23 protein-coding genes are annotated in these 25,703 nt (G+C 54.1%); 10 read left to right on the forward strand and 13 right to left on the reverse strand.

The features are described 5' to 3' along the window. Positions 1–50: 50 nt before the first annotated feature. The 9 genes from FY034_RS07510 to FY034_RS07550 all read right to left on the reverse strand — a co-directional run bounded on the left by FY034_RS07510 (position 51) and on the right by FY034_RS07550 (position 10,142). The gene (locus FY034_RS07510; protein ID WP_265554859.1) at positions 51–2,180 is read right to left on the reverse strand and encodes a chemotaxis protein CheA; all 2,130 of its coding nucleotides are present in this window, start codon (positions 2,178–2,180) and stop codon (positions 51–53) included. A gap of 88 nt (positions 2,181–2,268) precedes the next feature. Further along, positions 2,269–2,634 (reverse strand): response regulator, encoded by a 366-nt coding sequence (locus FY034_RS07515; protein WP_265554861.1) that lies wholly within the window; start codon positions 2,632–2,634, stop codon positions 2,269–2,271. 1 nt (position 2,635) lies between these two features. Next, complete coding sequence (locus FY034_RS07520) at positions 2,636–2,995, reverse strand: STAS domain-containing protein (RefSeq protein WP_265554863.1); 360 nt, start codon at positions 2,993–2,995, stop codon at positions 2,636–2,638. A gap of 47 nt (positions 2,996–3,042) precedes the next feature. After that, on the reverse strand, positions 3,043–4,836 hold the full coding sequence (locus FY034_RS07525) for a hypothetical protein (RefSeq protein WP_265554864.1): 1,794 nt from the start codon (positions 4,834–4,836) through the stop codon (positions 3,043–3,045). A 29-nt stretch (positions 4,837–4,865) separates the two neighbouring features. Then, positions 4,866–5,264, reverse strand: coding sequence for a response regulator (locus tag FY034_RS07530; RefSeq protein WP_265554866.1), 399 nt, complete (start codon positions 5,262–5,264; stop codon positions 4,866–4,868). Positions 5,265–5,281: 17 nt separating this feature from the next. After that, positions 5,282–5,746: a cytochrome P460 family protein gene (locus tag FY034_RS07535; RefSeq protein WP_265554868.1), complete on the reverse strand. Its 465-nt coding sequence runs from the start codon at positions 5,744–5,746 to the stop codon at positions 5,282–5,284. A 117-nt stretch (positions 5,747–5,863) separates the two neighbouring features. Beyond that, on the reverse strand, positions 5,864–6,994 hold the full coding sequence (locus tag FY034_RS07540; protein WP_265554870.1) for an ATP-binding protein: 1,131 nt from the start codon (positions 6,992–6,994) through the stop codon (positions 5,864–5,866). Further along, entirely contained in the window at positions 6,991–8,244 is a 1,254-nt protein-coding gene (locus FY034_RS07545; protein WP_265554872.1) for a hybrid sensor histidine kinase/response regulator, read from the reverse strand. The genes FY034_RS07540 and FY034_RS07545 overlap by 4 nt, the downstream gene beginning before the upstream one ends. A 209-nt stretch (positions 8,245–8,453) precedes the next feature. Continuing rightward, positions 8,454–10,142, reverse strand: coding sequence for a sigma-54 dependent transcriptional regulator (locus tag FY034_RS07550; protein ID WP_265554874.1), 1,689 nt, complete (start codon positions 10,140–10,142; stop codon positions 8,454–8,456). 79 nt (positions 10,143–10,221) lie between these two features. On the opposite strand from FY034_RS07550, the gene FY034_RS07555 reads away from it, so the two are divergent. From FY034_RS07555 to FY034_RS07580, 6 genes are read left to right on the forward strand one after another with little or no spacing between them, the layout of a single operon-like run. Beyond that, on the forward strand, positions 10,222–10,692 hold the full coding sequence (locus FY034_RS07555) for a deoxycytidylate deaminase (protein ID WP_265554876.1): 471 nt from the start codon (positions 10,222–10,224) through the stop codon (positions 10,690–10,692). After that, positions 10,689–11,141 carry a transcriptional regulator NrdR gene (nrdR, locus tag FY034_RS07560; RefSeq protein WP_265554878.1) on the forward strand — a complete coding sequence of 151 codons (453 nt, stop codon included), beginning with the start codon at positions 10,689–10,691 and terminating at the stop codon, positions 11,139–11,141. Before FY034_RS07555 ends, nrdR begins: the two co-directional genes overlap by 4 nt. A 9-nt stretch (positions 11,142–11,150) precedes the next feature. Then, a complete protein-coding gene (gene ribD, locus FY034_RS07565; RefSeq protein WP_265554880.1) occupies positions 11,151–12,254 on the forward strand; it encodes a bifunctional diaminohydroxyphosphoribosylaminopyrimidine deaminase/5-amino-6-(5-phosphoribosylamino)uracil reductase RibD in 1,104 nt (367 codons plus the stop codon). Then, the gene (locus FY034_RS07570) at positions 12,239–12,880 is read left to right on the forward strand and encodes a riboflavin synthase (RefSeq protein ID WP_265554881.1); all 642 of its coding nucleotides are present in this window, start codon (positions 12,239–12,241) and stop codon (positions 12,878–12,880) included. The genes ribD and FY034_RS07570 overlap by 16 nt, the downstream gene beginning before the upstream one ends. A 17-nt stretch (positions 12,881–12,897) precedes the next feature. Further along, positions 12,898–14,103, forward strand: a complete 1,206-nt coding sequence (locus FY034_RS07575) for a bifunctional 3,4-dihydroxy-2-butanone-4-phosphate synthase/GTP cyclohydrolase II (RefSeq protein WP_265554882.1) — start codon at positions 12,898–12,900, stop codon at positions 14,101–14,103. Then, a complete protein-coding gene (locus FY034_RS07580; protein WP_265554884.1) occupies positions 14,103–14,630 on the forward strand; it encodes an epoxyqueuosine reductase QueH in 528 nt (175 codons plus the stop codon). The genes FY034_RS07575 and FY034_RS07580 overlap by 1 nt, the downstream gene beginning before the upstream one ends. Before the next feature lie 85 nt (positions 14,631–14,715). On the opposite strand, the gene FY034_RS07585 is transcribed toward FY034_RS07580, so the two are convergent. Then, positions 14,716–14,883, reverse strand: a complete 168-nt coding sequence (locus FY034_RS07585; RefSeq protein ID WP_265554886.1) for a DUF362 domain-containing protein — start codon at positions 14,881–14,883, stop codon at positions 14,716–14,718. Positions 14,884–15,139: 256 nt separating this feature from the next. Here FY034_RS07585 and FY034_RS07590 point away from each other — a divergent pair, with 256 nt between their 5' ends. Further along, the gene (locus tag FY034_RS07590) at positions 15,140–16,405 is read left to right on the forward strand and encodes an acetate kinase (RefSeq protein ID WP_265554888.1); all 1,266 of its coding nucleotides are present in this window, start codon (positions 15,140–15,142) and stop codon (positions 16,403–16,405) included. 52 nt (positions 16,406–16,457) lie between these two features. Here the strand turns inward: FY034_RS07590 and FY034_RS07595 are convergent, their stop codons facing one another. Then, positions 16,458–17,255, reverse strand: a complete 798-nt coding sequence (locus tag FY034_RS07595; protein WP_265554889.1) for a tetratricopeptide repeat protein — start codon at positions 17,253–17,255, stop codon at positions 16,458–16,460. A gap of 139 nt (positions 17,256–17,394) precedes the next feature. Here FY034_RS07595 and ptsP point away from each other — a divergent pair, with 139 nt between their 5' ends. Beyond that, positions 17,395–19,740 carry a phosphoenolpyruvate--protein phosphotransferase gene (ptsP, locus tag FY034_RS07600; protein WP_265554890.1) on the forward strand — a complete coding sequence of 782 codons (2,346 nt, stop codon included), beginning with the start codon at positions 17,395–17,397 and terminating at the stop codon, positions 19,738–19,740. Between the two features lie 94 nt (positions 19,741–19,834). On the opposite strand, the gene FY034_RS07605 is transcribed toward ptsP, so the two are convergent. Both FY034_RS07605 and FY034_RS07610 read right to left on the reverse strand, forming a co-directional pair. Then, positions 19,835–20,629 carry a hypothetical protein gene (locus FY034_RS07605; protein ID WP_265554891.1) on the reverse strand — a complete coding sequence of 265 codons (795 nt, stop codon included), beginning with the start codon at positions 20,627–20,629 and terminating at the stop codon, positions 19,835–19,837. 36 nt (positions 20,630–20,665) lie between these two features. After that, on the reverse strand, positions 20,666–21,613 hold the full coding sequence (locus tag FY034_RS07610; protein WP_265554892.1) for a GTPase-activating protein: 948 nt from the start codon (positions 21,611–21,613) through the stop codon (positions 20,666–20,668). 189 nt (positions 21,614–21,802) lie between these two features. On the opposite strand from FY034_RS07610, the gene FY034_RS07615 reads away from it, so the two are divergent. Together FY034_RS07615 and FY034_RS07620 are read left to right on the forward strand one after the other, a co-directional pair. Further along, the gene (locus tag FY034_RS07615; protein ID WP_265554894.1) at positions 21,803–24,247 is read left to right on the forward strand and encodes a DNA internalization-related competence protein ComEC/Rec2; all 2,445 of its coding nucleotides are present in this window, start codon (positions 21,803–21,805) and stop codon (positions 24,245–24,247) included. 42 nt (positions 24,248–24,289) lie between these two features. Beyond that, positions 24,290–25,696 carry a diguanylate cyclase gene (locus FY034_RS07620; RefSeq protein ID WP_265554896.1) on the forward strand — a complete coding sequence of 469 codons (1,407 nt, stop codon included), beginning with the start codon at positions 24,290–24,292 and terminating at the stop codon, positions 25,694–25,696. Positions 25,697–25,703 lie beyond the last annotated feature (7 nt).

A 25,703-nucleotide genomic window follows, 5' to 3' on the forward strand; every position in this document is an offset into this window, starting at 1 on the left:
TGATTAAGGCTGCAGGGCGGTTTGCAAGCTGGGCCTCAACCCGTTTCCGTTCAACTGAACTGTTCCTGCTCAGTCAGGGCCACAGACTGGACCAGCAGGCCCGGGTCAAGGATCAGCGCCACCGTGCCGTCCCCCAGTATGGTGGCACCGGATATGCCGCGTACATCGCGGTAGAGTTTGCCCAGGGTTTTGATAACGGTCTGGTGTTCGCCCACCACATCATCCACCACAAAGCCGATCCGCTTGCCGTTGACCGAGAGAATTACAATCTGTTCAATCTCCGGCTGATTGTCCGTGATTTCAAACTCGGCCCGCAGGTTGATGTAGGGGGTCAGCTCACCCCGTACATGGGCCAGGTGGCGGCCATGGGCGGCCTGAACATCGGCGCGGGTCAGCTCAATGCACTCCTCCACCATGGAAAGAGGCAGCACAAAAAAGTTCCGGTCTATCCGCACCAGCAAGGTCTCAATAATGGCCAGGGTCAGTGGAATCCGTAACGTAATGACTGAACCCTTGCCCGCTTCACTGGCAATGTCTATGGTGCCGCGCAGGGCCTCAATCGCCTTTTTGACCACATCCATGCCGACACCACGTCCCGAGACGCTGGTAACCTTCTGGGCCGTGGAGAAACCGGGGGCGAAGATCAGGTTGAAGGTCTCCTTGTCGGTCAGTTCAGTAGTGGCAGTGATCAGTCCCCGTTCAATTGCCTTGGCCCGGATCCGCTCCTTGTCTAGCCCGGCACCATCGTCACGGATGGTGACCAATACACTGTCACCGGAGTGCTCGGCCGCCAGATGAACGATCCCCTTGGCCGGCTTGCCGGCTGACTTACGGACCTCGGGCATCTCTATGCCGTGATCAATACTGTTGCGGATCAGGTGAACCAGCGGATCATTCAGCTTTTCGATCACGGTCTTGTCCAGCTCGGTCTCTGCACCGCTGGTTTCAAGATCAATCTCTTTGCCCAGTTCAGCCGAGAGATCCCGCACCAGCCGCTTGAACTTGCTGAAGGTTGAACCGATCGGCAGCATCCGCATGTTCAGGGTGGTGTCCCGCAGCTCGGAAATCAGCCGCTCTACTTCTTCAGCCACGGCAATGATCTCGTTGTCATGGCGGGTGCCTGCTATCTGGGTCAGATGGGCCTGCACCGTGACCAGCTCTCCCACCAGGTTGACCAGGTGGTCCAACCGTTCAGCGGGCACCCTGATCGAGAGGGCAGCCTCAGCGGCAGCCGGAGCGGCTGCAGTCCTTTCCTGGCGGACCTGCTGAATCTGCTGCTGTTCCATCAGAGCGGACTGAACCTTTGAGGCCGGCACCAATCCTTGCTCAATCAGGATCTCACCAAACCGTTTTTGCATGGAGAGGATCTTCTGCATCTCCACCGGCGAGAGATCGCCCCGCTCGACCAGGATGTCCCCCAGCTTTTTGTAGCTGTCATCAGTGCCGGGCGCACTGCCGTCGTCGATCAGGTCAATCTTCAGGTCGCAATCATCCTCAACAAAGATGAAGACATCCTTGATCGCCTCTATCCCCTGACAGGTGGTCAGCACGATATCCCAGTAAAAGAAGCAGTGTTCTGCAACCAGCTGGTCGAGGGTGGGGATGGAGTCCAGATGCACAACGACCTCGCAGGTGCCGAGATCGCGCAGTTCATTCAGCAGGCTGACCGGATTGGTGCCGCCCAGCATGATCTCGGGAACCGGCTTGAAGCGGATGCGGTAGGTACGGCTGACGCTTTCAGATGCCGGTGCTGTGGCAGCGGCATCCTTAGGGGGGGCTTTCAGCGGTGCTACCCTGGGCAGCAGTTCCTGCAGCCCGGCAATAATCCGCTGGCCATTGGTCTCGTCTGCCGGAGGACCGCCGGCTGACGCGTCAAGCATGGTGGTAATCTGATCCCTGGCCTGCAGGGTCAGATCGAGCAGACAGCGGGTAACCTGCATCTTGCCGTTTCTGACCTGGTCAAAGACCGTTTCCACCTCATGGGTAAAACGGGCAATGTCGTCAAACCCGAACATGGCGCCGGACCCTTTGATGGTGTGCATGGCCCGGAAGACACGGTTGATCAGGTCATTGTCCTGGGGATTATCCTCCAGTTCAAGCAGGGATGTTTCCAGTTCAGCCAGTAGCTCTCCGGCTTCCTCGCGGTAGGTGGCGATATGTTGTTCCTGGGGGCTGGACATGGAACCTCCAAGGCAAGGAAGAAGTGTGAAGGGTGAAGTGAGAAAGGGGTTTATTTCACCCTTCACTCTTCTAACTTCACTCTTGCCTCTAACCGAGTACTTTTTTCACAACAGCGATTAACTGTTCCGGCTTGAACGGTTTGACGATCCAACCGGTGGCTCCGGCAGCCTTGCCTTCCGCTTTGCGCGAGTCCTGCGACTCAGTGGTCAGCATCACGATCGGGATAAACTTGTTCAGGCTACCGCCTCTGACCCCTTTGATCAGGCCGATGCCGTCAAGGTTGGGCATGTTCAGGTCGGTGATCAGCATATCCACCTTTTGTGTGCCCAACTTGGTCAGTGCATCCTTGCCGTCCACCGCCTCAACCACGTCATAACCGGCCTGCTTGAGGGTGAAGCTTACCATTTGCCGTACGCTGGCCGAATCATCGGCCGTCATGATCAGTTTTGCCATGTCAGTTCATTCCTCCACACCAGATACAAGGTAAATCATCATTATGTTTACAGGTTGTTTGCCGTTGCAGCCCGATTGCACCGATGGCCTCTCTGACAACCGGGGCCATGCAGCCGGTAAAGTTGAAATGTTTTTTCAGATTAAGGTTCGTGCGGCAGGCCGAGCAGATCAGCTGCATCCCTGCCAGATCAATGTCCTCAACTGCTGAGAGATCCAGCTGGATGCTGCTCACCGTATCGACCTGCTCCAGCAACAGGTTTTGCAGCTCTGCTGCTGTTTCAATAGCCAGCCTGCCTGCCACGTTGATCTTCAGCGTGGCGCCGTCAGCAAGCAGGCTGTGGGTAACTGAAAGGTCAGACATGGAAACCTCCAAAAGAGCCTCTCCCTGATACGGGGAGAGGGCAGGGGTCAGAATAAGTCAACATTGTCACCATATTCGGAACCGCTGCCGCTGGACTCCTGCTGCTTCTGAAGTGAAAGTCTGACCCCGTGGCGGGCGGCCAGCATTTCATGGATCATCCGTTCACTATCCATCGTGTAGCGTTGTTCCATGTGGCGCAGGTTGTCGCGGAATTCACTGGAGGCGGGCACCTGAGCCCTGGCCTCGCTGTAAATCTGCTCAAGGGCATGCAGGCTCTGTTCCGTCTGCTGTTGCACCTCTTCATGCACATGGATGGAAGCGGTGGTGCTGTTGATATCATCCGCCAGGGATTCCGAAGTGCTTGCCAGGCTGGAGAGCTGTTGCAGCAGGGAACGGTTTATGCCGGACAGGGCTGAAATAATCTGTCTGGCCTCCTGTTCCATCTCGGCAACCTGATGCAGGTTGCCCTCGCCGGACAGAAAAGACTGGTCTTCCATTTGGGCAGTAATGGCGTTAATGGCCAGCAGGGTGGATGAGACCGCCTCGGTCTGGGTAACGGCATCCAGCGATAGACGTTTGATCGCTTCAGCCAGGACCCCCAGTGCCGCTCCCTGAGTGCCGGTATGGGCCGCCTTGATCTGGGCATTCAGGGCAATCAGATCAATTTCAGTCCCGACGGCTTCTATGTCGCTGACAAAACCGCCGATGTTGGCCATGGTGCCGGTGACCTTCTGCATGGCCCCGGCAAGCTCCTGGTCCGCCTGGTCGCAACTTTGTAGAATCCTGGTGACCTGGTGCATCTCCTGTTCCATGGTGTCCAACAGGGATTTCTCGGCGCTGCTGGAGTTGCCCATCAGGGCCTGCTGGAGATCGCGGCTGATCTGGGTCTGTTTGGCACCGATATCCTGCATGCTGTCCAGAATAGCCTGGGTGGCTTTGGTCAGCTGATCTGCAGCGTGGCGCATCTGGGCTGTTTGCAGTTCACAGATATCACCGGTTTCTGCAACCAGGCCCGGACAGGCTTCGCCACTGCCCTCCATGGCGGTACAGGTATGTTGCTGCAGCTTTTCCAGTGCTTCAATCACATGCTCTATCTGCTGTCTGGTGATGTCATGGAATTGCATTGAAGACACTACGGTACCGATATCGGCTGAGATCTCTTCAGAGATGAGCCCGACCTGGTTACCGGTTTCGGAACAGGCACTGTTCATCTGTTCAAGTGTGCCAAGGTTGTTGCCGGTGGTTGCCAGGATTGCATGGGCGTCGGCATACTGGTGAGCCTCAGTGGAACGCACCATTTCAAGGTTGTTGTTGATCAACTGGGTCAGAGACTGGCGTTGAATCATGATGCCGGCTGATTTTTCGCTGACAGCCTGGGAAAGTTTTTCAACATCCATTGCCAGGGTGGTGAAGCCGGCCCCCAGTTCGCCCAGACGGGCAGACTCGATTTTTGTGGAGATTGAAAGCATGCGCAGAGCCTTGTCCATCTTTTGAAACCCTTCAAGGGGTTGGACGACGTTGTCAAGTTGTACCATGATCTGTTCCAGGGTGCTGCAGCTCTGCCCCCCCTGTGCGCTGACCCGGCCCAGATAGTCATCCATGTCACTGAAGAGCCGGCGCAGACGGTTGGTCAGCTCGGCACTCTCGGAGCCGGCAACCAGTTCCACCAGATTGCGGGCGGTCGTTGAGATCAGGGATGAACGTAACGCAAAGTCCTGCAGTTTTTCTCCCAGTTCCAGGAACTGGTGTTCGGTACTGCCGGCCAGGCGTCGCATGATCTCCATGGTGGGAGTCAACTGGTCATGCCAACGTTGTATCTGTGAACAGAGGGGATTCGTCATCGGTCTTAATTCCTTTCGCCGCCGGTATCCTACTGGATCAGTCCCAGGGCACGGAGTTCACGGATCAGTTTCTGCTTGCTGATCGGTTTGACCAGGTAGGCGGTGGCGCCGTCTTGATAGAAAGAGTCAAAGACCGTCTTGGGGTCATCGAGTGCCGTGGTCATCACTATCTTGGTCTCAAGATTGGGCGGTACCTCCAGCTCTTTTTCAAGCTGACGGATCAGCCGCAACGCCTCGCGTCCATCCATCTTAGGCATCATGATGTCCATACAGATCAGATCAAAAGGTGACTTTGCCTGGTGGGCCAGCTTGAAGGCGGTGATTGCCTCTTCACCATCAACAGCGATCTCAATCTCAAAATGAGGGTTCAGCAGCTCCCGCAGAATCCTGCGGGAAATGAAGTCATCTTCAACGATCAGGCATTTCACGGTAGGACTCCTTTGTGCTAAAAGTCTGCGCCGCTTGAAAAAACGTAGTCCCGTCCGGCAACTTCCTTTTGATGACACTCAAAACAGTTTTTAACCGGATCGAGGCGGCTGGGTTTGCCGTCCGCGGTATAACCGGCATACAGCCAGCCGCCGGTATTCTTTTGTGACTTGTCTTTCTTCATCAGGACTACCATGTTTTTGGGCCCGTCAACGCTGCTGTTGTCCCCTTTGATGTTGAAATGCTCAACCACAATGCGGCTGCCCTCGGGGAATTTGTTGCCAGCCTTGTATCCCTTGAGAGCCTTGCTGTCGGCATAGATGTAGTGAATGCCGTAGAAGAGAGATTTTTTGTCTGACACAACCTTGCGGGTACTTTTTTTCCAGCTCTGGTACTTTGGCAGCTGCGGTGCAGTGGCTGCTGCAGCGGCGCAGCAGACGGTGAACAGCACGATCAGTCCTGTCATCAGTGTGGTACATTTCATCTGGTTCTGTTCTCCTTTTGATTCAAAAGCCGATATTGATTGGGAAGTATACCATCTGTATTTTGTTTGTCACGCCAACAGGCAACTAATTTCTGGCCTGACAGCGTTTGTACAGGTTCAACTGCTTTCGTCCGTTGGTTCCGGTGTGTTGGTTACCGGCAGATAGATGCTGAATGTTGTGCCGCTGCCGGGAGTGCTGTTAACCGTAATGGCGCCACGGTGCTGCTGGACAATGCCGTAGACCATGGAGAGACCCAGGCCACTGCCCTTGCCGATCTCTTTGGTGGTGAAGAACGGGTCAAAGATCTTGGGCAGGAACTCTTGCGGAATACCACAGCCGGTATCTGCCACGGTAAGATTAACGTAGAGGCCGGGAGTGAGATCAAGTGCTGCTGCCCTGGCGGTGTCGAGCAGGGTGTTTGAGGTGGTAATGGAAAGCTGGCCACCGCCCGGCATGGCGTCGCGGGCATTGATGGCAAGGTTCATCAGCATCTGCTCGATCATGCTGCGGTCTACACTGGCTGGTACCGTGTGCTGATCGCAGATGAAATTGAGCGTAATGTTTTCGCCGATTATCCGTTTGATGAATTTTTCAAAGCTGGATACCAGGGTGCAGAGCTCGGCCTTTGAGGGGGTTGCCTCCTGTTTGCGGCTGAAGGTCAGCAGGCTCTGGGTCAGACTGGTGGCCCGCTTGGCTGCATCAACGATCATCTGCAGGCTCTCGTGGTGGGGGTTGTCAGCCGGAGTCTGCATCAGCAACATGGTGCTGTAGCCCCTGATAACGGTCAGGATGTTGTTGAAGTCGTGGGCCACTCCTCCGGCCAGGATGCCGATCGCCTCCAGTTTCTGCGAGTGGCGCAGCCGCTCTTCGGCCTTTTTGATTCGCAGCATCACCTTGATGTGGGCCACCAGTTCGTGGCTGGAGATTGGCTTTTGCAGAAAGGCGTCGGCACCCAGATCGAGCGCCCTGACCCGGTCATCCGCATCAACATCGGCTGCTGTGATGACAATCACCGGGATATAGGCGGTGATCGGATTTTGCTTCAGGATCCGGATGGTTTCATAGCCGTCCATTTCCGGCATCTGCAGGTCGAGCAGGATGGTGTCCGGGTGCCAGTTGCGCGCCAGTTCGAGCCCTTCTTGACCGGAACGGGCGGTCTCAAGCTGGGCATCGGGCAGATGTTGTCCCAGGGTGCCTTTCATAACCAGCAGGTTGATGGTTGAGTCGTCAATGGCAAGGATCTTCATGGGCAGGGTACCGGTGCAGAGCTGAAGCTGAGACTGCAGGTAAAGCAGCTGCCCTGCTCAGAACTGCTTTCCAGGGTAATACTGCCACCCAGTTTGTCGCAGATGGAGCGGACAATAGCCAGGCCGATACCGCTGCCTTCACTGCGACGGGTCAGGTAATGCTCCAGCTGGGTAAAAGGTTGGAAGATAATCTCCTGACAGGAGGGCGGAATCCCTTTGCCGTTGTCAGACACCTGTACCATAACCGGTACCTCCTGCTGGTTACCACTCCCATCCTCAGCCCAGAGGCGGCAGCTGACGGTCCCCCCCCTGGCGGTGAATTTAAAGGCGTTATCCAGCAGGCAGCCGGCAATAATATGCAGGGCATCCCAGGGACCATGCAGTGCCAGGGACGGGTGCCGGCTGCAGTCGGTTGTAAAGCGGATGCCGTTGCTGTCGGCAACGGCACGGTAGCGGTTTTCCAGGACATCTAGGGCCATGCAGGGGGTGTTCATGACAGGCCCGAGAGACTGTTTTTCTGAACGTGCTTCTGTAAGGGTCAACAGGTTGTTCACCAGATTGGTCAGACGCTTTGACGATGCCTTGAGCAGCGAGAGATGCTCTTGGCTGGAAGCGGTATTTTTCAGGTCTTCCATCAGTTGAATGGCGCCCATGATGCCGTTCAGGGGGGTGCGGAATTCGTGGCTGATCAAGCTTAAAAATTCACGTTTCAGCTCATCAACCTCCGCTGCTTTGCGTTGTGCCTCCTGTAGCTCTTCCAGTTGTTTACAGAGCAGCCGGGTCTGGTTGGTGACTTGCTCTTCAAGTCGTGCGCGGTACTGTTGCTCCAGCCGTTGACTGATCTGAAAGGCCAGGGCCTTGGAGATGCACCAGTTGAGCTGATCAAAGTCAATCGGTTTGAACAACAGGTCAAAGGCGTGCTGTTTCAGCCCTTCCACCACCAGATCAAAGTCAGTATAGCCGGTCATGAGCAGCACCGGCAACGCAGGCAGCAGCTGACAAACCGCCTCCAGCAGGCGGATGCCGTTCATGTCCGGCATGCGGATGTCGGTAATCAACAGGTCAATTGACTGGCCTTGCTGTTCAATGATTGCGAGGGCGTGCTGGCCGCCAGATGCAGAGATAACCCGGTGCCCCTGAGATTCCAGAAAGGTCTGCAGCATCTTCAGGACCATTGGTTCGTCATCAACCAATAGAATACTGGCTTTCAAGGACGAAGGACGGCTGGAGGATCTGGCTGAGGCTTCCATAGGTTGTCTTTCCGGTGTGCGGCTCAGTGGGTAGCTCTTTGTGACGTTTGTACAAATGCACTATGTGTGCCACTCAAGACGCTGGTCTGCGAGTGGTTTTAGCTATTTGTTATTATTGTTTTTGTTGTTTTGTTGTGTGTTGCCAGATTGCTGGTATTTGTGCCATCAAGTGTGTCATGACACAGGTGTGACACGTCAGAATTGTGTCGTTAGTCTGGTTGCTGCTCAAGCCAACGGTAGAAGGTACGTCGGCTGATGCCCAGCAATTTTGCCGCTTCAGTGCGATTGCCCTGGGCTTGGAGCAGCGCCTCCTGCAGGTTAAGGGCAGGCCGGGTCCGGGGGGCGGGGCCGGAGTTGCGTCTTTGCCGGGCAATATTGAAGAACTCGGCCGGCAGTGCCTCGGAAGTGATGATAGAGTCTTGCGTGAGGATGCAGGCATGTTCGACCAGATGTTCCAGTTCACGCACATTGCCGGGCCAGGGATGGCTGCGCAACGCCGCCAGTACATCATCGGACATACTGCTGCAGATGCGATTGAACTTGCGGGAAAAATAATGCAGGAAATGCTCAACCAGCAGGGGCAGGTCTTCCAACCGCTCTCGCAGGGGGGGGACATCAAGGCGTACCACATTCAGGCGATAGTAAAGATCCTGCCGGAACTCTCCCCGCCGGACCTTGTCCTGCAGGTTGCGGTGGGTAGCGGCAATCACCCGCACATCAATCTTGATCGGTGTGGTATCGCCAACCCGCTCGATCTCTCGCTCCTGCAAGACCCGTAACAGCCGGATCTGCAGGGCTGGGGAGATGTCACCAATCTCATCCAGAAAGATGGTGCCGCCATGGGCCTTTTGAAAACGTCCCTGCTTGTCCTTGATTGCGCCGGTAAAGGCACCCCGGACATGGCCGAACAGTTCACTTTCCAACAGGCCTTCCGACAGCGCTGAACAGTTGAGTTTGACAAACGGTTTCTGTTTTCTGGCCCCGCATTCGTGTAATGCCTGGGCTACCAGCTCCTTGCCGGTGCCGCTTTCGCCGCAGATCAGCACCGTACTGGTGACATCGGCCAGGGCCTCGATCCTGGTGAAGAGTTGCTGCATGACCGGTGCATGGCCGATGATGGTGTGAAAGCGGCTGCGTTGTTGTAACTGCCGTTCCAGGGCGTCAATTCTGGTTTCGTCGCGTATGACCGCTACCGCTCCGGTGCGGTCCCCGTCTTCGCTGGTGGTCGGGGTGGCGATGACGCTGACAATCCTGGTGAGGTTGCCGTTACCCCGGCACTCAATCCGTTTCAGTTCCTGACGTCGTCCGGTCCGGACGGTCTCGGCCAGGGCCATGCGGCAACTGCCGAGGCAGCCGGTGCTCAGCTGATCAAGCGGTTGACCCAGCTGGGCAGCGTTATAGCCGCATTGCAGGGCGGCATCGTTGAGGTGTTGCAGCTGGAGGCGCTGATCCACCATGATGATCGCGTCACTGATGCTGCGGTTAATTGCTTCCAGGTTGGCACGAAACTGCTCCCGCTCAAGCTGCAGTCGCCGGTTTTCAATGGCATGGCGGGTAATGCTGCTGATCTGCAGACTGTCAAACGGTTTGCAGAGATAGTCAAAGGCGCCGTAACGGATCGCTTCAGTTGCGGTGGCAACATCGGGATAACCGGTCATCATGATCACGCGACTGGTGGGGGTGATCGTCGTGGCTGTCTTGAGCAGCGCCAGGCCGCCTTGGTCCCTGTCCAGCTTGATATCGATAAAAATGACATCATAGGGATACTGCCCGATCAAGGTGAGCGCGTCATGACAGCTGTGGGCCACGTCAACCCGGTGTCCATCATTGCCAAGAACCGTACTGATCAGGCGGGTGACCGGAATTTCATCATCAACAATCAGTATCCTGCCCGGCATGATTCCCCCGTTATTGACCTGCATACAAGTATGGTTTATAGGATAACGTGGTAAAAAGATTTTGCAAGCAGGAGCTGCCATGGCCCGTCCTAGCTGGGACCAGTATTTTATTGATATCACCCTTTTGGTGGCAACCCGCGCAACGTGCCTGCGGCGTCAGGTGGGGGCCCTGTTGGTCAAAGATCGTAATATTCTGGCCACCGGCTACAACGGTACACCGTCCGGTATCCGGCATTGCGAGGAAACCGGTTGTCTGCGGGAACGGCTGAAGGTGCCCTCAGGTGAACGCCATGAGCTGTGCCGTGGCCTGCATGCCGAGCAGAACGCCATTATTCAGGCAGCCCGGCATGGCGTCAATATTGACGGCTCCACCCTGTACTGCACCACCATGCCCTGTATTATCTGCACCAAGATGCTGATTAATGCCGGTATCAAGCGGATCGTCTATGCCGAGGGGTATGCTGATGAGCTGGCCCGTGAAATGGTGCAGGAGAGCGGGATTGAGGTAGTCCATTTTGAACGTGGCACACCAGGAGGAGGAACCCCATGAAGTGTCCGTTCTGCGGCCATCCAGACAGTAAAGTCGTTGATTCGCGGCCTGATAAAGGCGGGGCGGTTATCCGCCGCCGTCGCGAATGTGAGGAGTGTGCCAAGCGTTTTACCACCTATGAACGGGTAGAGGAGATGCTGCCCCTGGTCTGCAAGAAGGATGGACGGCGGGAACATTTTGACCGGATGAAGGTGATCTCCGGCATCAAGAAGGCCTGTGAAAAACGTCCGGTTTCCGTTGAGGATATCGAACGTATGGCTGACAGGCTGGAGACCCGCCTGCAGGAATGTGGTGAGCGGGAAGTACCGGCATCGCGGATCGGCGAGTGGATTATGAACGAGCTGCATGCCGTCGATCAGGTCGCCTATGTCCGTTTTGCCTCGGTCTATCGTTCTTTTAAGGACATCAACGAATTTATGGTTGAACTGCAGGACCTGCTGAAAAAGTAGGGGGGCGGAATGTCAAAATCAGACATTGCATACATGAAACGGGCGCTTTCCCTTGCCCGGAAAGGGTTGGGCAGGACTGCTCCCAATCCGGCTGTAGGCTGTGTGATTGTGCGCGACGGGGTGATTGTGGGGGAGGGGTGGCATAAGAAGGCCGGTACCCCCCATGCCGAGGTGCACGCCCTGGCCATGGCCGGTGCTGCAGCCAAAGGGGCTGATGTCTATGTGACGCTTGAGCCCTGCTGCCATCATGGCAAGACCCCACCCTGTTGCGATGCGTTGATTGCTGCAGGGGTGCGGCGGGTGGTGGCCGGCATGGTTGATCCCTTTCTGCAGGTGGCCGGCAGAGGGTTGCAAACACTGCGTCAGGCCGGTATCCGGGTTGAGGTGGGGTTGCTGGAGCAGCAGTGCAAGGAGCTGAACAAGGGGTTTATCAAGTCTGTCACCACCGGCATGCCGTATCTGCTCTATAAGACTGCCATGACCATGGACGGCAATATCGCCACCGTTACCGGGCATTCCCGTTGGGTCACCGGTGAGGAGTCCCGTCGCCTGGTACACCGCCTGCGTTCTCACTGTGATGCTGTCATGGTGGGCGTGGATACGGTGATTGCAGACAACCCGCAATTGACGGTCCGGCATGTCAGGGGACGAGATCCGCTGCGGGTGATTGTGGACACCCGTTTGCGTACTCCTGAAAGCGTCAATGTGCTGAATGGCACTTATGCCAGTAAAACCGTGATTGCCACCTGTGAAACAAATCCTGAAATCCATCAACGTTATTTGTCGCAGGGGGCGGATATACTGGTCTGCCGGGAATACGACGGCCGGGTTGAAATGGCTGATCTGCTGCATAAACTGAACATCAGGGGGGTGCAGAGCATCCTGGTGGAAGGTGGTAGCCGTCTGGCAGGTGATCTGCTGCAGCATAATCTGATTGATGAATGTATCTTTTTCTATGCTCCAAAGGTGGTGGGAAACGGTTTTGCCCCCTTTGCCATACAAGGAATCAGCACAATGGATGAGGCTATTCAACTAGAGGTGCAGCGGGTTGGCATGTCCGGTCCCGACGTGGTGGTGTATGCCAGACCGGTGGGTGTATGTTCACCGGTCTGATCGAGTGTACCGGACGTGTGGTTGCCCTGCGTCGCGGCGGTGAACATGCCGTGCTGGAGGTTTCCGCTCCGTTGCCGGTCAGTGAGATCTGTCTCGGTGATTCGATTGCCGTAAACGGCGCCTGTCTGACGGTTGTCGCCATGCAGGGGGATCACTTCAGTTTTGATGTGTCGCCTGAAACGGTGACCCGGACCACCTTTGCCACCCTGCAGCCGGGTAGCCCGGTCAATCTGGAACGGGCCCTGCGGTTGGGTGGACGTCTGGATGGACATCTGGTAACCGGGCATATTGACTGTGTCGGACGGCTTGAAAGCAGGACGAGTCAGGGCAATGCCGTTGTTCTGGGGTTCAGCCTGCCACGTGAACAGGCCAGGATGCTGGTTGAAAAGGGGTCGGTGGCAATTGATGGTATCAGCCTGACGGTCAACGGGGTAACTGACAGCGGTTTTTCGGTCTCGATCATTCCCCATACCCTGGAGAAGACTACCCTGGCGGCTGTCGGGCCTGGCAAGCAAGTGAACATTGAGACCGATGTTATCGGTAAATATGTGGCAAGGCTGGTTGGTCCCCATGCCGGTACGGGTGGGCTGACCATGGAAAAACTGATGCAGAACGGTTTTATCTGAGAGAGGAAGACAGAGCGATGGGTGTATGTACGATTGAAGAGGCGATTGAAGATATCCGTCAGGGCAAGATGGTCATCCTGGTGGATGATGAGGATAGGGAGAACGAAGGCGATCTGACCATGGCTGCCGAGATGGCAACCCCGGAGGCGATCAACTTCATGGCAAAATATGGCCGGGGCCTGATCTGTCTGACTCTAACCCCGCAAAAATGCGATGCTCTGGGACTGAAGCCGATGGTACGGGATAATACCTCACCCTTTGAAACCGCCTTTACGGTTTCAATCGAGGCCAAGCGCGGCGTTACCACCGGTATTTCTGCCGCAGACCGTTCCCACACCATTCTGACGGCTGTTGCCCCCAACGCCTCGGCAGCTGATCTGGTCAGTCCCGGTCATATCTTCCCTCTGCGTGCCAAGCCGGGCGGGGTGCTGGTGCGTACCGGCCAGACCGAGGGATCGGTTGATCTGGCGCGGTTGGCAGGGCTGACTCCGGCTGGCGTGATCTGCGAGATCATGAATGATGACGGCAGTATGTCCCGTATGCCGGAGTTGCGGAAGTTTGCCAAACAGCATGGTCTGAAGATCTGCACGGTGGCTGATCTGGTGGCCTATCGTCTGAAGCATGAGCAACTTGTCCGGCCTGTTGCCGACGCCAAACTGCCGTCCCGTTATGGCGGTGATTGGCGGGTGGTGGCCTTTGAAAATGATGTGGACAAGCTTGATCATATTGCCCTGGTCAAGGGAGACCTCTCCGGCGATCAGCCGGTATTGGTGCGGGTGCATTCCGAATGCCTGACCGGAGATGTGATGGGGTCCCAGCGTTGTGACTGCGGTGATCAACTGCACAAGGCCATGGAGGCGATTGATAAGGAAGGGCGAGGGGTGATCCTCTATATGCGTCAGGAAGGGCGGGGGATCGGTCTGATCAACAAGCTGAAGGCGTACGAGCTGCAGGATCAGGGAATGGATACGGTTGAAGCCAATCAACAGCTCGGTTTTAAGGCTGATATGCGTGATTATGGGGTCGGCGCCCAGATTTTACTGGCTTTGGGCATCCGTAAAATCAGAATTCTGACCAACAACCCCCGTAAGCTGGTGGGCCTGCAGGGGTATGGCATCCAGATCGTGGACAGGGTGCCGATTGAAGCAAACCCCACCTGTTCAAACAAAGGGTACCTCAGAACCAAACGCGATAAACTGGGCCATCTGCTGGAAAAAGTCTGATGCGCGTCCTTTTGCACACCTGTTGTGGCCCCTGCGCGCTGTATCCGCTGACCAGCCTGCGTGCTGAAGGGATGGAGGTCACCGGTTTTTTCTTTAACCACAATATTCATCCCTATCAGGAATATGCCCGGCGACGTGATGCTGCACAGCAGATGGCTGATCTGGAAGGAATGCAGCTGGTGGTGCGCGACGAGTACCGCCTGGAGGAGTTTCTTGCCAATGTGGCTGCTGAACCGGATTCACGCTGCGGCTACTGTTATGCCTCACGGCTGGATGCTGTTGCAGCAGCGGCACATGATACAGGTTTTGATGCCTTTACCTCATCACTGTTTTACAGCCGATATCAGAATCATGAATTGATGCGCCAGAAGGCTGAAGAGTCAGCAGCACGCCATGGTGTCCACTTTCTCTACCGTGACTTCAGACCCGGTTGGCAGGAGGGGATTCGGCGTTCCAAGGAGTTGGGGCTGTACCGCCAGCAGTACTGCGGTTGCGTCTACAGTGAGAAGGAGCGGTACTGCCGCTGAAGCCTGGTTCTGTTGCCATGCACTATAAACAAGAAAAGGCCCGGAATAATCCGGGCCTTTTCTGTTTAATCGAGATACGTTACTACTAAGCGTGGATTGCGTTGACAGGGCAGGTGTCTACACAGGCGCCGCAGTCAATGCAGGTGTCTGCGTCGATAGCGCGCTTGCTGCCTTGCTCGCTAATTGCATTTACGGGGCAGGAGTCTTCACATGCTGCGCAGTTGGTGCAATCGTCAGTAATAGTGTGTGCCATGGTACCACCTCCTAAAAATAGTTGAAAATTAGTTGTCCTTTCTGCAAAGGCGTGAACGTGTTACCACAGCACCGGTAAAATGTCCAGCAAAACTGTATACGGGATTTCATTGGGCTGTTTCATAAATTGGTTGAATTTTGCTCGATCAGCATGATATATCAAATGCAGTTTTATTATTGTGTAAATGGTTTAATCTCACTAATGTTTTTTTATTAAAAATAATATCTTGATTTATGTTCATTCAGGAGGAGTTTGTATGATTATCATGGCACTGAACTGCGGTAGCTCGTCTGTAAAATACCAGTTGTTTGACTGGGATAAAAAGGTGGTTGTTGCCAAGGGGATGGTTGAGCGGGTTATTGTTGGTGACTCCTATATCGTACATGAAGTCCCGGGTAGAGAAAACTACAAGCTTGAGCAGGACTGCCCGGATCACAAGGCTGCCATTGACCTGGTCATCCGTACGGTTACCGATCGTGAGTGCGGTGTGCTGCAGAGTGTTGCCGAAATCTCTGCGGTTGGTCACCGGGTGGTGCATGGTGGTGAGAAGTTTACCTGTTCAGTCCGGATTGATGATGATGTCCTCAATGCCGTCAAGGATGTACAACATCTGGCCCCGCTTCATAATCCGCCCAATATTGAAGGTATTGAAGCCGCCCGTGCGCTGATGCCTGCTATTCCCCATGTTGCTATTTTTGATACAGCCTTCCATCAAACCATGCCGGAGCATGCTTTTCTGTACCCCGTACCCTATGACTGGTACGAAAACCACGGTGTTCGCCGCTATGGCTTTCATGGCACTTCCCACCTGTATGTCTCCAAGCGAGCTGCCATACTGTTAGGAAAACCTGCGGAACAGTGTAATATCATTACCATGCATATTGGAAACGGTGTTTCTCACTGTGCCATTAAGGGCGGTATGTCAGTTGATACGACCATGGGGCTGACACCTTTGGAAGGTGCGGTCATGGGCACACGCAGTGGTGATATTGATCCTGCCATTCCTGCCTTCATGATGCAGAAAGAAAATCTTTCCGCCAAGGAAATTGACAGCGTCCTGAACAAGAAAAGTGGCATCCTGGGGATTACCGGTCGCTATACCGACCGTCGCGATGTGATTGAGCATGCCGCCAAAGGGGATCATCGCTGTCAATTGGCGCTGGATATTGAGGCATACCGTTTGAAGAAGTATATTGGCGCCTTTATGGCAGCCATCGGCAAGCTGGATGCGGTTGTCTTTACCGCTGGTGTGGGGGAGATGGGGGCAGCTATCCGGGAGAAGGCGATTGAAGGGCTTGAGCATATCGGCATCCATCTTGACCGGGAGCGCAATGCCGGTGCCATGACCCGCAAGCGGGAATCATTGATTACCACCGATGATTCACCGGTCAAGGTCTATGTCATTCCTACCGATGAAGAACTGGTCTTTACTGAGGATGTCGTGGCGATTCTAAACGGCACCTATACTGACCATATGCAGTTTGAGTATTCTTTTGCAAAGTCCGACTTTGTAAGGAAGTAGCCAGAAACGAATGAAGGGTGAGAGTTTTATCTCACCCTTCATTCGTTAGCTTTTACTCTTTCAATTCTTCCTGCAATCCTTCTACGACGGCCCTTACTTCGGCCAGCATATCCGCTGCCTGGGGTGACGTCTCATATTTAAGATACAGGCGATAATACGTTAGTGCATCTTTCATCCGTTCCTGATCCATACAGATTCCCCCCAGGGTCAGGTAGGCCATACTGAAATCAGGTGCAAGTTTGACCGCTTTTTTGCAGTTTTCCTCTGCCGGGTCATACTCTTCGAGGTCATAGTAGAGTTCTCCCAGGTTGTGGTAGGCGGCCGGGTCCGTCGGGTCAAGCTCAATCCCTTTCTGGTAGGCATCAATGGCTGCCTTGTGATCTCCGCTGCCGTAGTACAGATCCCCCAGTGCATTCCAGGCAAAGGTGTTGTCCGGCTCATGTTCAATCGCCTGTCTGAAGGCTGTCATGGCTTCCTCAGTTTGGTCAAGGGCGTTGTGGACAAGTCCGATACTGACCAGGGCATCGGCATCCTTGGGATCAATCAGCAGGACCGCCCGGTACTGTGCCAGGGCCTCCTGATGACGACCTGCTTCGAACAGCAGATCTCCGAGCGTGGTAAGGGCATCAGGATCATCGGCAACGATGTCGGTGCCGCTGCGATAGGCCTGTATGGCCTCATCAAGCCGTCCCAGCTCTGCCAGAGTGTCTCCGCGGTAGAAGTGGGCGTTAGGGTCCGTTGGTGTGTGCCCGATATACTTGTCAAGTAATTGCAAGGCTGTAGCAGGATCGCCAGCATCAAGCAAGTCAATTGCCTTGGTCAATTCTTCATGCAGTTTTTCTGTTGTCATGTCGTTTTCCCTCCATTCCAAAATCTGCATCACCATATACAAATCAGATTACTTTTTCAGCAAAATTTCAGCAGTACTGCTTGCAATGGGGAAACTTTGCCCTATACTGTAAACATTCTTCGGCATTACGGGGCATTCCATGCAGCGTGAACAATCACAACATTTTCTTGGTCTGAGAACCTTGGAAGATATCAGCAGTATCATCTTGCATTCCCATGATCTGCAGGAGACCTTGGATAATATTGTTACCATTGTTGCCAAGCGGATGGGGAGCGAGGTCTGCTCAATCTATCTGCTGGAGGATGATGGTGAAACGCTGGTACTGAAAGCGACCAAAGGGCTTTCAAAAACTGCTGTTGGAAAGATCATGATGAAGACATCGGAAGGTCTTTCCGGATTGGTGGTGCAGACCAGGGATATGGTAACCACTGATAATGCCCCTGCGCATCCGCGCTATAAATACTTTAAACATTCCAAGGAGGAACGCTACCTCTCCTTCCTTGGACTGCCTTTGTTTGAACGCAAGACACCAATCGGTGTCATTGTGGTCCAGACGGTTGCTGCCCGCAGTTTTACTGAGGTTGAGATCAGTATTCTCAGGACCATTACCTTTCAGATCAGCAGCATTGTTCTGAATGCCAAGCTGCTGGATTCCATCCAGAGTAAAGAGCAGGAACGGGCCTATTATGAGCAGGAACTGGCCCGCCTCAAGACGCACCGCCCGAGTGACGGTGGTCGAGAACAGCCGGAAACAAAATCAAAAACCCGTGCATTGGGAGGGACTGCCGTGTCCCCCGGGTTCAGTCATGGTAAGGTCTATATTCTTGACCGTTTCAGCGACAAGGTGATCAAGGTTGCCAAAGTCGGCTCTGTTGAGGAAGAACTGCATAAATTCAGGATAGCGCTGGAAAAAGTAACTATCCAGACAATCTATATGGAAAAACGTGTCAGCGAACTGTTGTCAGAGGATGATGCCTCAATCTTTCACACCCATCTGATGATCCTTGAAGACCGGGGCTTCCTTAATAAGATAAGTGACCTGATTGATCAGGGGGTCGGTGCCACCAGGGCGGTACACGAGGTTGTCCAAGGCTATATCGAGGTTTTTTCGGCCATGGAGGATCCTTACCTCCGGGAACGTTCCGCTGATATGGAGGATATCGGCCGCAGGATCATTGATGTTCTGGAAGGAAATGAGAACGACGGAGTGAAATTGAAGGAAAAACGGGTCATCGTTGCGGAGGATATCTTTCCCTCCGACATGGCCATGCTGGATCATGATAAAATCCTGGGAATTGTGACGGAAAAAGGCAATATCTATTCCCATGCTGCCATTATGGCAAAATCCCTGGGTATCCCCGCCGTTGTCGGGGTAAAGGGGTTGCTCCATGCCGCCAATGTCAAAGACCAGGTGATCGTTGACGGTACTTCCGGTCATATTTACCTGAACCCTGAAAAACAGATTCGTGAAGAGTATCTGAGGCTTGAAAAGGAGTATACCACCCGTTTAAAAGAACTTGAGCCGCTCCGGGACTTGCCGGCAGTAACCACCGATGGCATGCGGGTTTTGCTGCGGGCTAATATTGGTCTTGTGTCTGATGTCAGGACCGCCGTTGCCAATGGTGCCGAGGGGGTCGGGTTGTACCGGACCGAGTTTCCTTACATGGCCCGCACTACCTTTCCCAACCGTGAAGAACAGGCGTCGCTCTATCGTAAAATTCTGGAAGGGTTTCCGGGGCAGCCGGTTAATATCCGTACCCTTGATATCGGTGGTGATAAGGGGCTGCCTTATTTCAGCTACCCCCATGAAGATAATCCGTTTCTAGGCTGGCGCTCGATTCGTGTTTCGCTGGATGAAGAAGAGATCTTTCGTGAGCAATTGGCAGGTATCCTACTGGCTGCCCCTGCTGGTCAGGCAACGATTATGTTTCCTTTAATCAGCTGCCTTGATGAGGTGCGCAGGATCAGGTCGATTATGAATATGGTGGTTGCTGAACTAGGTCAACAGGGGCATGATGTTTCTGCCGGACTCCCAATGGGGATCATGGTGGAGGTGCCGGCGGCGGTACAAATCATTGACCGCTTGGCAGCAGAGGTGGATTACCTGAGTATTGGGACCAATGACCTGATCCAGTATCTGCTTGCAGCGGACCGTAACAATGCCAAGGTTAAGCAGTATTATGAGCCGTATCACCCGGCAGTGCTGCATGCCATCAAGCGGGTTGCTGACGTTGGACAGCAGATGGGAAAAAAGGTGTCAGTCTGTGGTGAGATGGCGGCTGATCCACTGAACGCCCTGCTGCTGGTGGGGATGGGTATCCGTGAATTTAGTCTGTCTGCCCCCAGTATTCCGTTGGTTAAGCAGGCCCTGCGCTCACACTCATTGCGATTGTGCCAGGCCATGGCCCGCAAGGTGCTGGCCTTTGATACTGCCTGTGATATCAAGCGTTATCTTGCAAAGCGCCGTAAGGAGTTGTTCGAATAGGCTGCTGATACATTATTGTAGGGGATGAAATGAAGAGGGGAGAACCGTTGTGGTCCTCCCCTCTTTGTATACCGCTATACGTATTTTTAGCTGTTTAGCGCAACAATTTGAACAGGTAGGCAAAGGTGCCGGCAACCGAGAAACTGGTCAGGAAGTTGAAGATATTGAAGAGCGACTTGGCAATATCCACCTTGCCTTGGTGCATGGCGATGTCGGTTGAGATGCCATCAAACTCGATGATGTCAAGCCAGGGTTTATCCCACTGATACATCATAAGGTAAAGACCGGCACCTTTCCAGATCAGCGCGCAGATAAAGACCAGGCCGAAGGAGAGGATACCGTTTGCAATTGGAGAGTCCTTCATTTCCTTGTAAATCTTGAAGATGGTGTAAATGTTTATGATGCAGAGGTAGAACCAGACGGTGTTGTTCATCATCCGGTAGTTACGCAGCACGTAGAGGGACGGTTTCGGGTTCAGACTGATAACCAGAATTGCAAATGCGATAATCAGGACCGTACCGATATAGATGGTCTTTTTGGAACCTGTTATTTCAAGTGTTCGCGTGAAAACGTAGTATTCCTGAATGCCAAGGCTGATAACCAGAATTGCAATAGTACCGATCATGTAATGGATGGCAATCATGATGGTAAATGTTTCATTCCATGGGTTCAGCTGGTATGACTGGCTCCAGAAGAGCAGGAAGAAACCGATTGAGATGCTTGTCCAGATTCGGGCGTTGTTGAGGCTGAAATAAAAGCTGAATGCTGCCGCCACAAACCAGAAGAAAACCAGCAGAAGACTGGTAAAATCAATAACTACATTGTTATAAATCTTGGGTAAAAAGGGGAAAATCGATGTTAAAGCCTGAAAAAAACCTGTTAAATCCATAACGCCTCCTCGAAATCTGCGCTGGGCGGAATTAAATTAGAGTTGTGCTGCCTGGTTTGAGATGGCTTCTTTCATCTCTTTAATCTTATTGGCGCTGGCCAGCATTTTTGAACCTTTTTCTATTGCGGCAAGCAGTTCCTGCAGCTTATCCGGATCAGTGAGTGTAGAAGCTCCACCGATGTTCATTAATTCCTTTTCTGCCAGTGTCCGCCCGAGTTTGCCGATGTACTGGTTGGCCAGGTCTATGATTGCAGTTTCAAGGTCGGCAGCGGTAATTTTGGAGGCAATGGCCGCTGGCTCTGAAACCGGTGTAGATGATACCGGAGTGGTGGCAAAGATGTTACCTGATGATGCTTCCCAGAGTGAACGGATATCAACCAATCCAGCCAGATCAAGCACAAAACCGTCATTTTCGGCAAGAACCCGCAGATCAACACGGGCCCCAGGCAGGCCTGCAATCTGTTGAACCTCGCCAGCTGAGGTTTCAATAGCACTTGAGGCATCATGGAAGAAGCCGACCGTTGCACCACTGCGATAAAAGATCAGACCGGCCCGTTCAGGAGTATAAATTTTGAGCGTGGCAGTCATTTGTTCTGTCTTGATCCGGTCAAGTAACGCCTTAAAATCGATCAGCTTGATTTCCTGGCTGTCAATGGTAGCCTGTCCACCAGCTAATGCCATCACCGCCAGGGTGATGTCCTTGGAGAGCGCATACACACTGAAGGTGCCGCTGGAGGCAAGCAGCATCAACTCCACCAGTGCTTGCAGGGCTGCTTGTTCCTTGATCTCTTTGTTCTCGCGGTGCACAATGGCCGTTACCAGCTTGCCTTCGTCATACACCAAGGCGCAGTCAGCGGCTGGAAAGTCAAACATGGCACACCCGGTCAGTTTGCCGTTTTTAAGCTTTTCCAATGCTTCAGGGAGTTGCAACTTTGAGATCGGGACATTCTCGGCCAGCGGGTTTCCTTTTGGCAGCAGAAACATAATGGGGATCCCTCGATGTGGAGTGGCAGGGGAGTCCCCTGCGAAGTGCCTCATTTAGCAGCAGTCCCGACAGCAGATGTCAGGCAACGCAGGGTATTGTAGCTAATGAATTGCTCCTGTCAAGCTCTGTGCCACAAAAATGTTTGTTATTCTTAACATAACACTGTTTCCTAATTATGGTGTTTACTGATGATTCCTGAACGTCCGCTCGTAATCCCGCTTGTCTTTCTTGCTGCCGGCAGCCTGGCCGAGTATCTGTTGGTTATTCCTTTTTCCAAATTGATTCCCGTGGTCTTATTGCTTTTACTTGTTTTTGCGCTGCCGCGCAGGGGGCAGACGCTGTTTAGCTGTCTGCTGGCACTGTTCTGGATGAGCTGGGGGATGGCTGCCCTGGCTCCCAGGCTGGACAGCAGGAATGTCAGGACAGGAATCGCCGGGTACGAGGGCAAGCAGCTGATGGTTGAGGGGATAGTCGTGCGACGTCCAACCATCCTGCCTGAAGGAGAACGGATAGAGCTGCAGGTTGAGCGGGTCTTTACCGATAGCACAGAGACGGTCACGAGCGGCTCTCTGTTGCTAACCATTGCAAAGGGGCGTGGAAACTGGCTGACCGGTGACCGGATTCGTTGTCCGGTAAAGATCAGGATTCCACGGCTGCTCGGATTGCCCGGCGAATTTGATTACGGCCGGTATCTGGCATTGCGCGGCATCGACGCAACGGCCTGGATAGCTGATGCCGAATCGGTTGTCCTGATGCGTGGGGCTGCCAGACCGTCATGGCGGCGTAGCATAGACAGTCTGGCCCTGCGTAGTCAGGAGTTTATCCGGCAGTCTCTGCCTGACGCTGCTCAGCGTGGCGTCGTACTTGCCCTGGCAACCGGTAATCAGCAGGAGGTGCCATCAGATCTGGCTGCTGCCTACACGCGGGCTGGTGTTACCCACATACTATCCGTTTCCGGTTTCCATGTCGGGGTGGTGACTGCGGTCTGGGTCATCGTACTGAGGTGGCTGATGCTGCGGTGGGAATGGTTAGCCCTGCAGCTGGATCTCCGCAGAGCTGTCTTGTTGTCAACGCTGCCGGTTATGCTGCTGTATCTGGTTTTTACCGGTGGGGCACCGGCTACTGCACGGTCGGTGTTTATGGTCACGGTGGTGGTACTGGCAGCCTGGAGTGAGCGAGAAGTGGAACTTCTGGATGCACTTCTCTTGGCCGCCTTTACACTGCTGCTGTACGATCCGGGGGTGCTGTTTGATCTCTCGTTTCAGCTTTCATTCCTGTCTCTGTGGGGATTGCTTGTCCTGACACCAGTCCTGACTGCGCCTGTTGAACATCTGTTAACGCAGGAGTGGCAACGCATGCCGGTACTGTTTTTGGCTGCCTCTCTGGCAGCTGTGCTTGCAACCATGGCACCGGTACTTACCTCATTCCATCAGGTTTCATTTACCGGAATCGCCGCTAATCTGGTGGTGGTGCCACTACTCGGGTACGGTGCAACGGTTCTGGCAACAGTAGCAGTTCCCCTGTCATTTTTCATGCCGTCGTGTGCCGCTTTGGTGCTGATGTTTACCGGCTGGTTGGTACAGCTGAGCAACATGTTTGTCCAGTGGATTGCCCGGGTTCCGGTATTCCATAGTTTCAGTGTCGGCAATACAGATCTGGTGATAACCATTGCCTTGCTTGCGGTACTTGGCTTTGTGAACAGCCGTCGGGTCAGGATGTATCTCGGCAGCCTGCTGCTGGTTGCCCTGTTGCTGGTACACCTCTGGCCTGCTCCTGTACCGGATGGGAAGCTCAGGATGACGTTTCTGAGCGTGGGGCAGGGGGATGCGACATTGATTCAACTGGCTGACGGGCGTACCATGCTGGTGGATGGTGGCGGCTACCTGCGGGATACCGGCCGGGATTTCGGTGAACGATATCTGGTGCCTGCCTTGCATGGTCTGAAGGTTAAACAGATTGATATCCTGGTCTTAAGTCACCCCCATCCTGACCATCTGGGAGGCTTGCCTGCCGTTGCGGAACAGTTCAGGGTGAGGGAGTACTGGCAGACAGAAGGCAGCGGTCAAGGGGCTGACTATCAGCGTCTGCTTAAGGCGTTAGCGCACCAGAAGACAGCTGCGCGGATTTTGCATCAGGGAGATCGTCTTCAGGTGGGACAGGGGGTGCTGGTTTCTGTCCTGGCATCACCGCAGGGGGGAACGCCCGGGAAGATCAATAATGACGATTCATTGGTGCTGCAGCTCCAGCAGGCTGGTTTCAGTGCCCTGCTGATGGGCGATGCCGGTTTTGCTGTTGAAGAGACGTTGTTGAAGCAAGGGATTGGACCGGTAACCGTACTCAAGGTTGGACACCATGGCAGTAAAACTGCTACAGGGGAGCAGTTTCTGCGACGGATCAGACCGGAGGTTGCGGTGATATCAGCTGGAGCGGGTAACAGTTTCGGCCTGCCGGCAGACGAGACGCTGGAGAGAATCAGGCAACAGGGGGCTGCTCTCTATCGTACCGACCAGCAGGGGAGCATTCAGCTGCTCTACGATGGACAGCGCTCTACGGTTGGACCGCTTGTGGCGGAAAATGGATTGGTGAGCGCAATCAGACGTTTTGCTTTGACAGCCAGCAACCAGCTGCGATAATAAATTATAATTAATAAACATGCGTCCCAGGTGCCAGCTCTGATGCCGACAACCCATTTGATGGATGAAATACTGATCGTCGAAGATGATCGTTTTTTCAGGGAACTCTATGCCGACCTGTTGCGGCAGGCTGGCTACAGTGTCACAACGGCCTGTTCCGGCGAAGAGGCGATTGATCAGCTGGATTGTTCCCGCTTCGGCCTGGTGGTAACGGATTTGACCATGCCGGGTATTTCCGGTTTGGAACTGCTGGTCAAGATAAAGTCTCAAGACCCCTCGATTGATGTTATCCTGGTAACTGCCAATGCTGATCTGGAGTCGGCGCTCTTTTCCCTCAAACATGGTGCCCGTGATTATTTGCTAAAACCGATCAACTCCGACGAGCTTCTGCATGCCGTACGACTTTGTATGGAACAACGTCGTCTGCTGGATGAGAATGTCGAGTTGCGTAACATGCTGGGCCTCCTGCAGACCAGCCAGACCTTGTCCAGTTGTCTGGATCTGGAGGGGGTCTGTCACCTCGCGGTTGATGCCTTGGCACGTGAGGCCGGTGTGAGCCGCGGCATTGGCATGGTGCAACTGGAAGGCGAGTTTGTTATCAAAGAGCTCAAGGGGCTTGATGCTGCAACCGGCTCATTGCTGGACAAGCTGCTGGCCTCCTCCTATCGCAAACGGGTTTCCCGCAAAGGGCAGCCGATCCGGATTCTGCTGCCAACAGGGCACGCAGAACTTGACCAGGCCGATCTTCGGGAGGCAATACTCTTTCCGCTCACCATCAGAAGCAGCTGCCCCGGCATGGTGATTCTCCTGAATGACCCTCATCAGGTTGTGCCAGCCATCAAGAATGAGCGCAATATCAACTTTCTTGAAGAACATGCTGCCCGTGCCCTGGACAATGCCCTGCGTTTTACCTCCACCAGGGACCTGCTGTATATCGATGAGTTGTCCGGCCTGTTCAACTACCGCTACCTGAAGGTTGCCCTGGAACGTGAAATCAAACGGGCCGATCGTTATTCCACCCAGTTGTCGGTAGTGTTTCTTGATCTGGACAATTTCAAAGGGGTCAACGATACCTATGGCCATCTGGTGGGCAGTAACCTGCTCAAGGAGTTGGGGGCACTCCTGAAAAAGTCGGTCCGTGAGGTTGATGTGGTGATCCGTTACGGCGGCGATGAGTATACTATCATACTTGTGGAGACCGGGGCTGAAACGGCTCATTACGTCGGTGAGCGTATCCGGCGGATGATTGAAAAACACAGCTTTCTCTCCCAAGAAGGCTACCAGATTCAATTGACCGCCAGTCTGGGACTGGCCTGTTACCCGGAAGACACCACGGGACTTGAGGAACTGCTTTCAATGGCTGACAAGGCTATGTACGCCGGCAAGGCCTCGGGAAAGAACTGTGTTTACCGTATTATCAGTCCGCTGGCTGGCGGCGGAGTACTCTAAGGAGCAA

This window comes from Trichlorobacter lovleyi, from assembly GCF_015239775.1.
Lineage (GTDB): Bacteria > Desulfobacterota > Desulfuromonadia > Geobacterales > Pseudopelobacteraceae > Trichlorobacter > Trichlorobacter lovleyi_B.

Excerpts from the sequence above, each read along its gene's own strand:
- FY034_RS07510 (WP_265554859.1), bottom strand. The coding sequence starts at position 2,180 with ATGTCCAGCCCCCAGGAACAACATATCGCCACCTACCGCGAGGAAGCC.
- FY034_RS07515 (WP_265554861.1), bottom strand. The coding sequence starts at position 2,634 with ATGGCAAAACTGATCATGACGGCCGATGATTCGGCCAGCGTACGGCAA.
- FY034_RS07520 (WP_265554863.1), bottom strand. The coding sequence starts at position 2,995 with ATGTCTGACCTTTCAGTTACCCACAGCCTGCTTGCTGACGGCGCCACG.
- FY034_RS07525 (WP_265554864.1), bottom strand. The coding sequence starts at position 4,836 with ATGACGAATCCCCTCTGTTCACAGATACAACGTTGGCATGACCAGTTG.
- FY034_RS07535 (WP_265554868.1), bottom strand. The coding sequence starts at position 5,746 with ATGAAATGTACCACACTGATGACAGGACTGATCGTGCTGTTCACCGTC.
- FY034_RS07540 (WP_265554870.1), bottom strand. The coding sequence starts at position 6,994 with ATGAAGATCCTTGCCATTGACGACTCAACCATCAACCTGCTGGTTATG.
- FY034_RS07545 (WP_265554872.1), bottom strand. The coding sequence starts at position 8,244 with ATGGAAGCCTCAGCCAGATCCTCCAGCCGTCCTTCGTCCTTGAAAGCC.
- FY034_RS07550 (WP_265554874.1), bottom strand. The coding sequence starts at position 10,142 with ATGCCGGGCAGGATACTGATTGTTGATGATGAAATTCCGGTCACCCGC.
- FY034_RS07555 (WP_265554876.1), top strand. The coding sequence starts at position 10,222 with ATGGCCCGTCCTAGCTGGGACCAGTATTTTATTGATATCACCCTTTTG.
- nrdR (WP_265554878.1), top strand. The coding sequence starts at position 10,689 with ATGAAGTGTCCGTTCTGCGGCCATCCAGACAGTAAAGTCGTTGATTCG.
- ribD (WP_265554880.1), top strand. The coding sequence starts at position 11,151 with ATGTCAAAATCAGACATTGCATACATGAAACGGGCGCTTTCCCTTGCC.
- FY034_RS07570 (WP_265554881.1), top strand. The coding sequence starts at position 12,239 with ATGTTCACCGGTCTGATCGAGTGTACCGGACGTGTGGTTGCCCTGCGT.
- FY034_RS07575 (WP_265554882.1), top strand. The coding sequence starts at position 12,898 with ATGGGTGTATGTACGATTGAAGAGGCGATTGAAGATATCCGTCAGGGC.
- FY034_RS07580 (WP_265554884.1), top strand. The coding sequence starts at position 14,103 with ATGCGCGTCCTTTTGCACACCTGTTGTGGCCCCTGCGCGCTGTATCCG.
- FY034_RS07585 (WP_265554886.1), bottom strand. The coding sequence starts at position 14,883 with ATGGCACACACTATTACTGACGATTGCACCAACTGCGCAGCATGTGAA.
- FY034_RS07590 (WP_265554888.1), top strand. The coding sequence starts at position 15,140 with ATGATTATCATGGCACTGAACTGCGGTAGCTCGTCTGTAAAATACCAG.
- FY034_RS07595 (WP_265554889.1), bottom strand. The coding sequence starts at position 17,255 with ATGACAACAGAAAAACTGCATGAAGAATTGACCAAGGCAATTGACTTG.
- ptsP (WP_265554890.1), top strand. The coding sequence starts at position 17,395 with ATGCAGCGTGAACAATCACAACATTTTCTTGGTCTGAGAACCTTGGAA.
- FY034_RS07605 (WP_265554891.1), bottom strand. The coding sequence starts at position 20,629 with ATGGATTTAACAGGTTTTTTTCAGGCTTTAACATCGATTTTCCCCTTT.
- FY034_RS07610 (WP_265554892.1), bottom strand. The coding sequence starts at position 21,613 with ATGTTTCTGCTGCCAAAAGGAAACCCGCTGGCCGAGAATGTCCCGATC.
- FY034_RS07615 (WP_265554894.1), top strand. The coding sequence starts at position 21,803 with ATGATTCCTGAACGTCCGCTCGTAATCCCGCTTGTCTTTCTTGCTGCC.
- FY034_RS07620 (WP_265554896.1), top strand. The coding sequence starts at position 24,290 with ATGCCGACAACCCATTTGATGGATGAAATACTGATCGTCGAAGATGAT.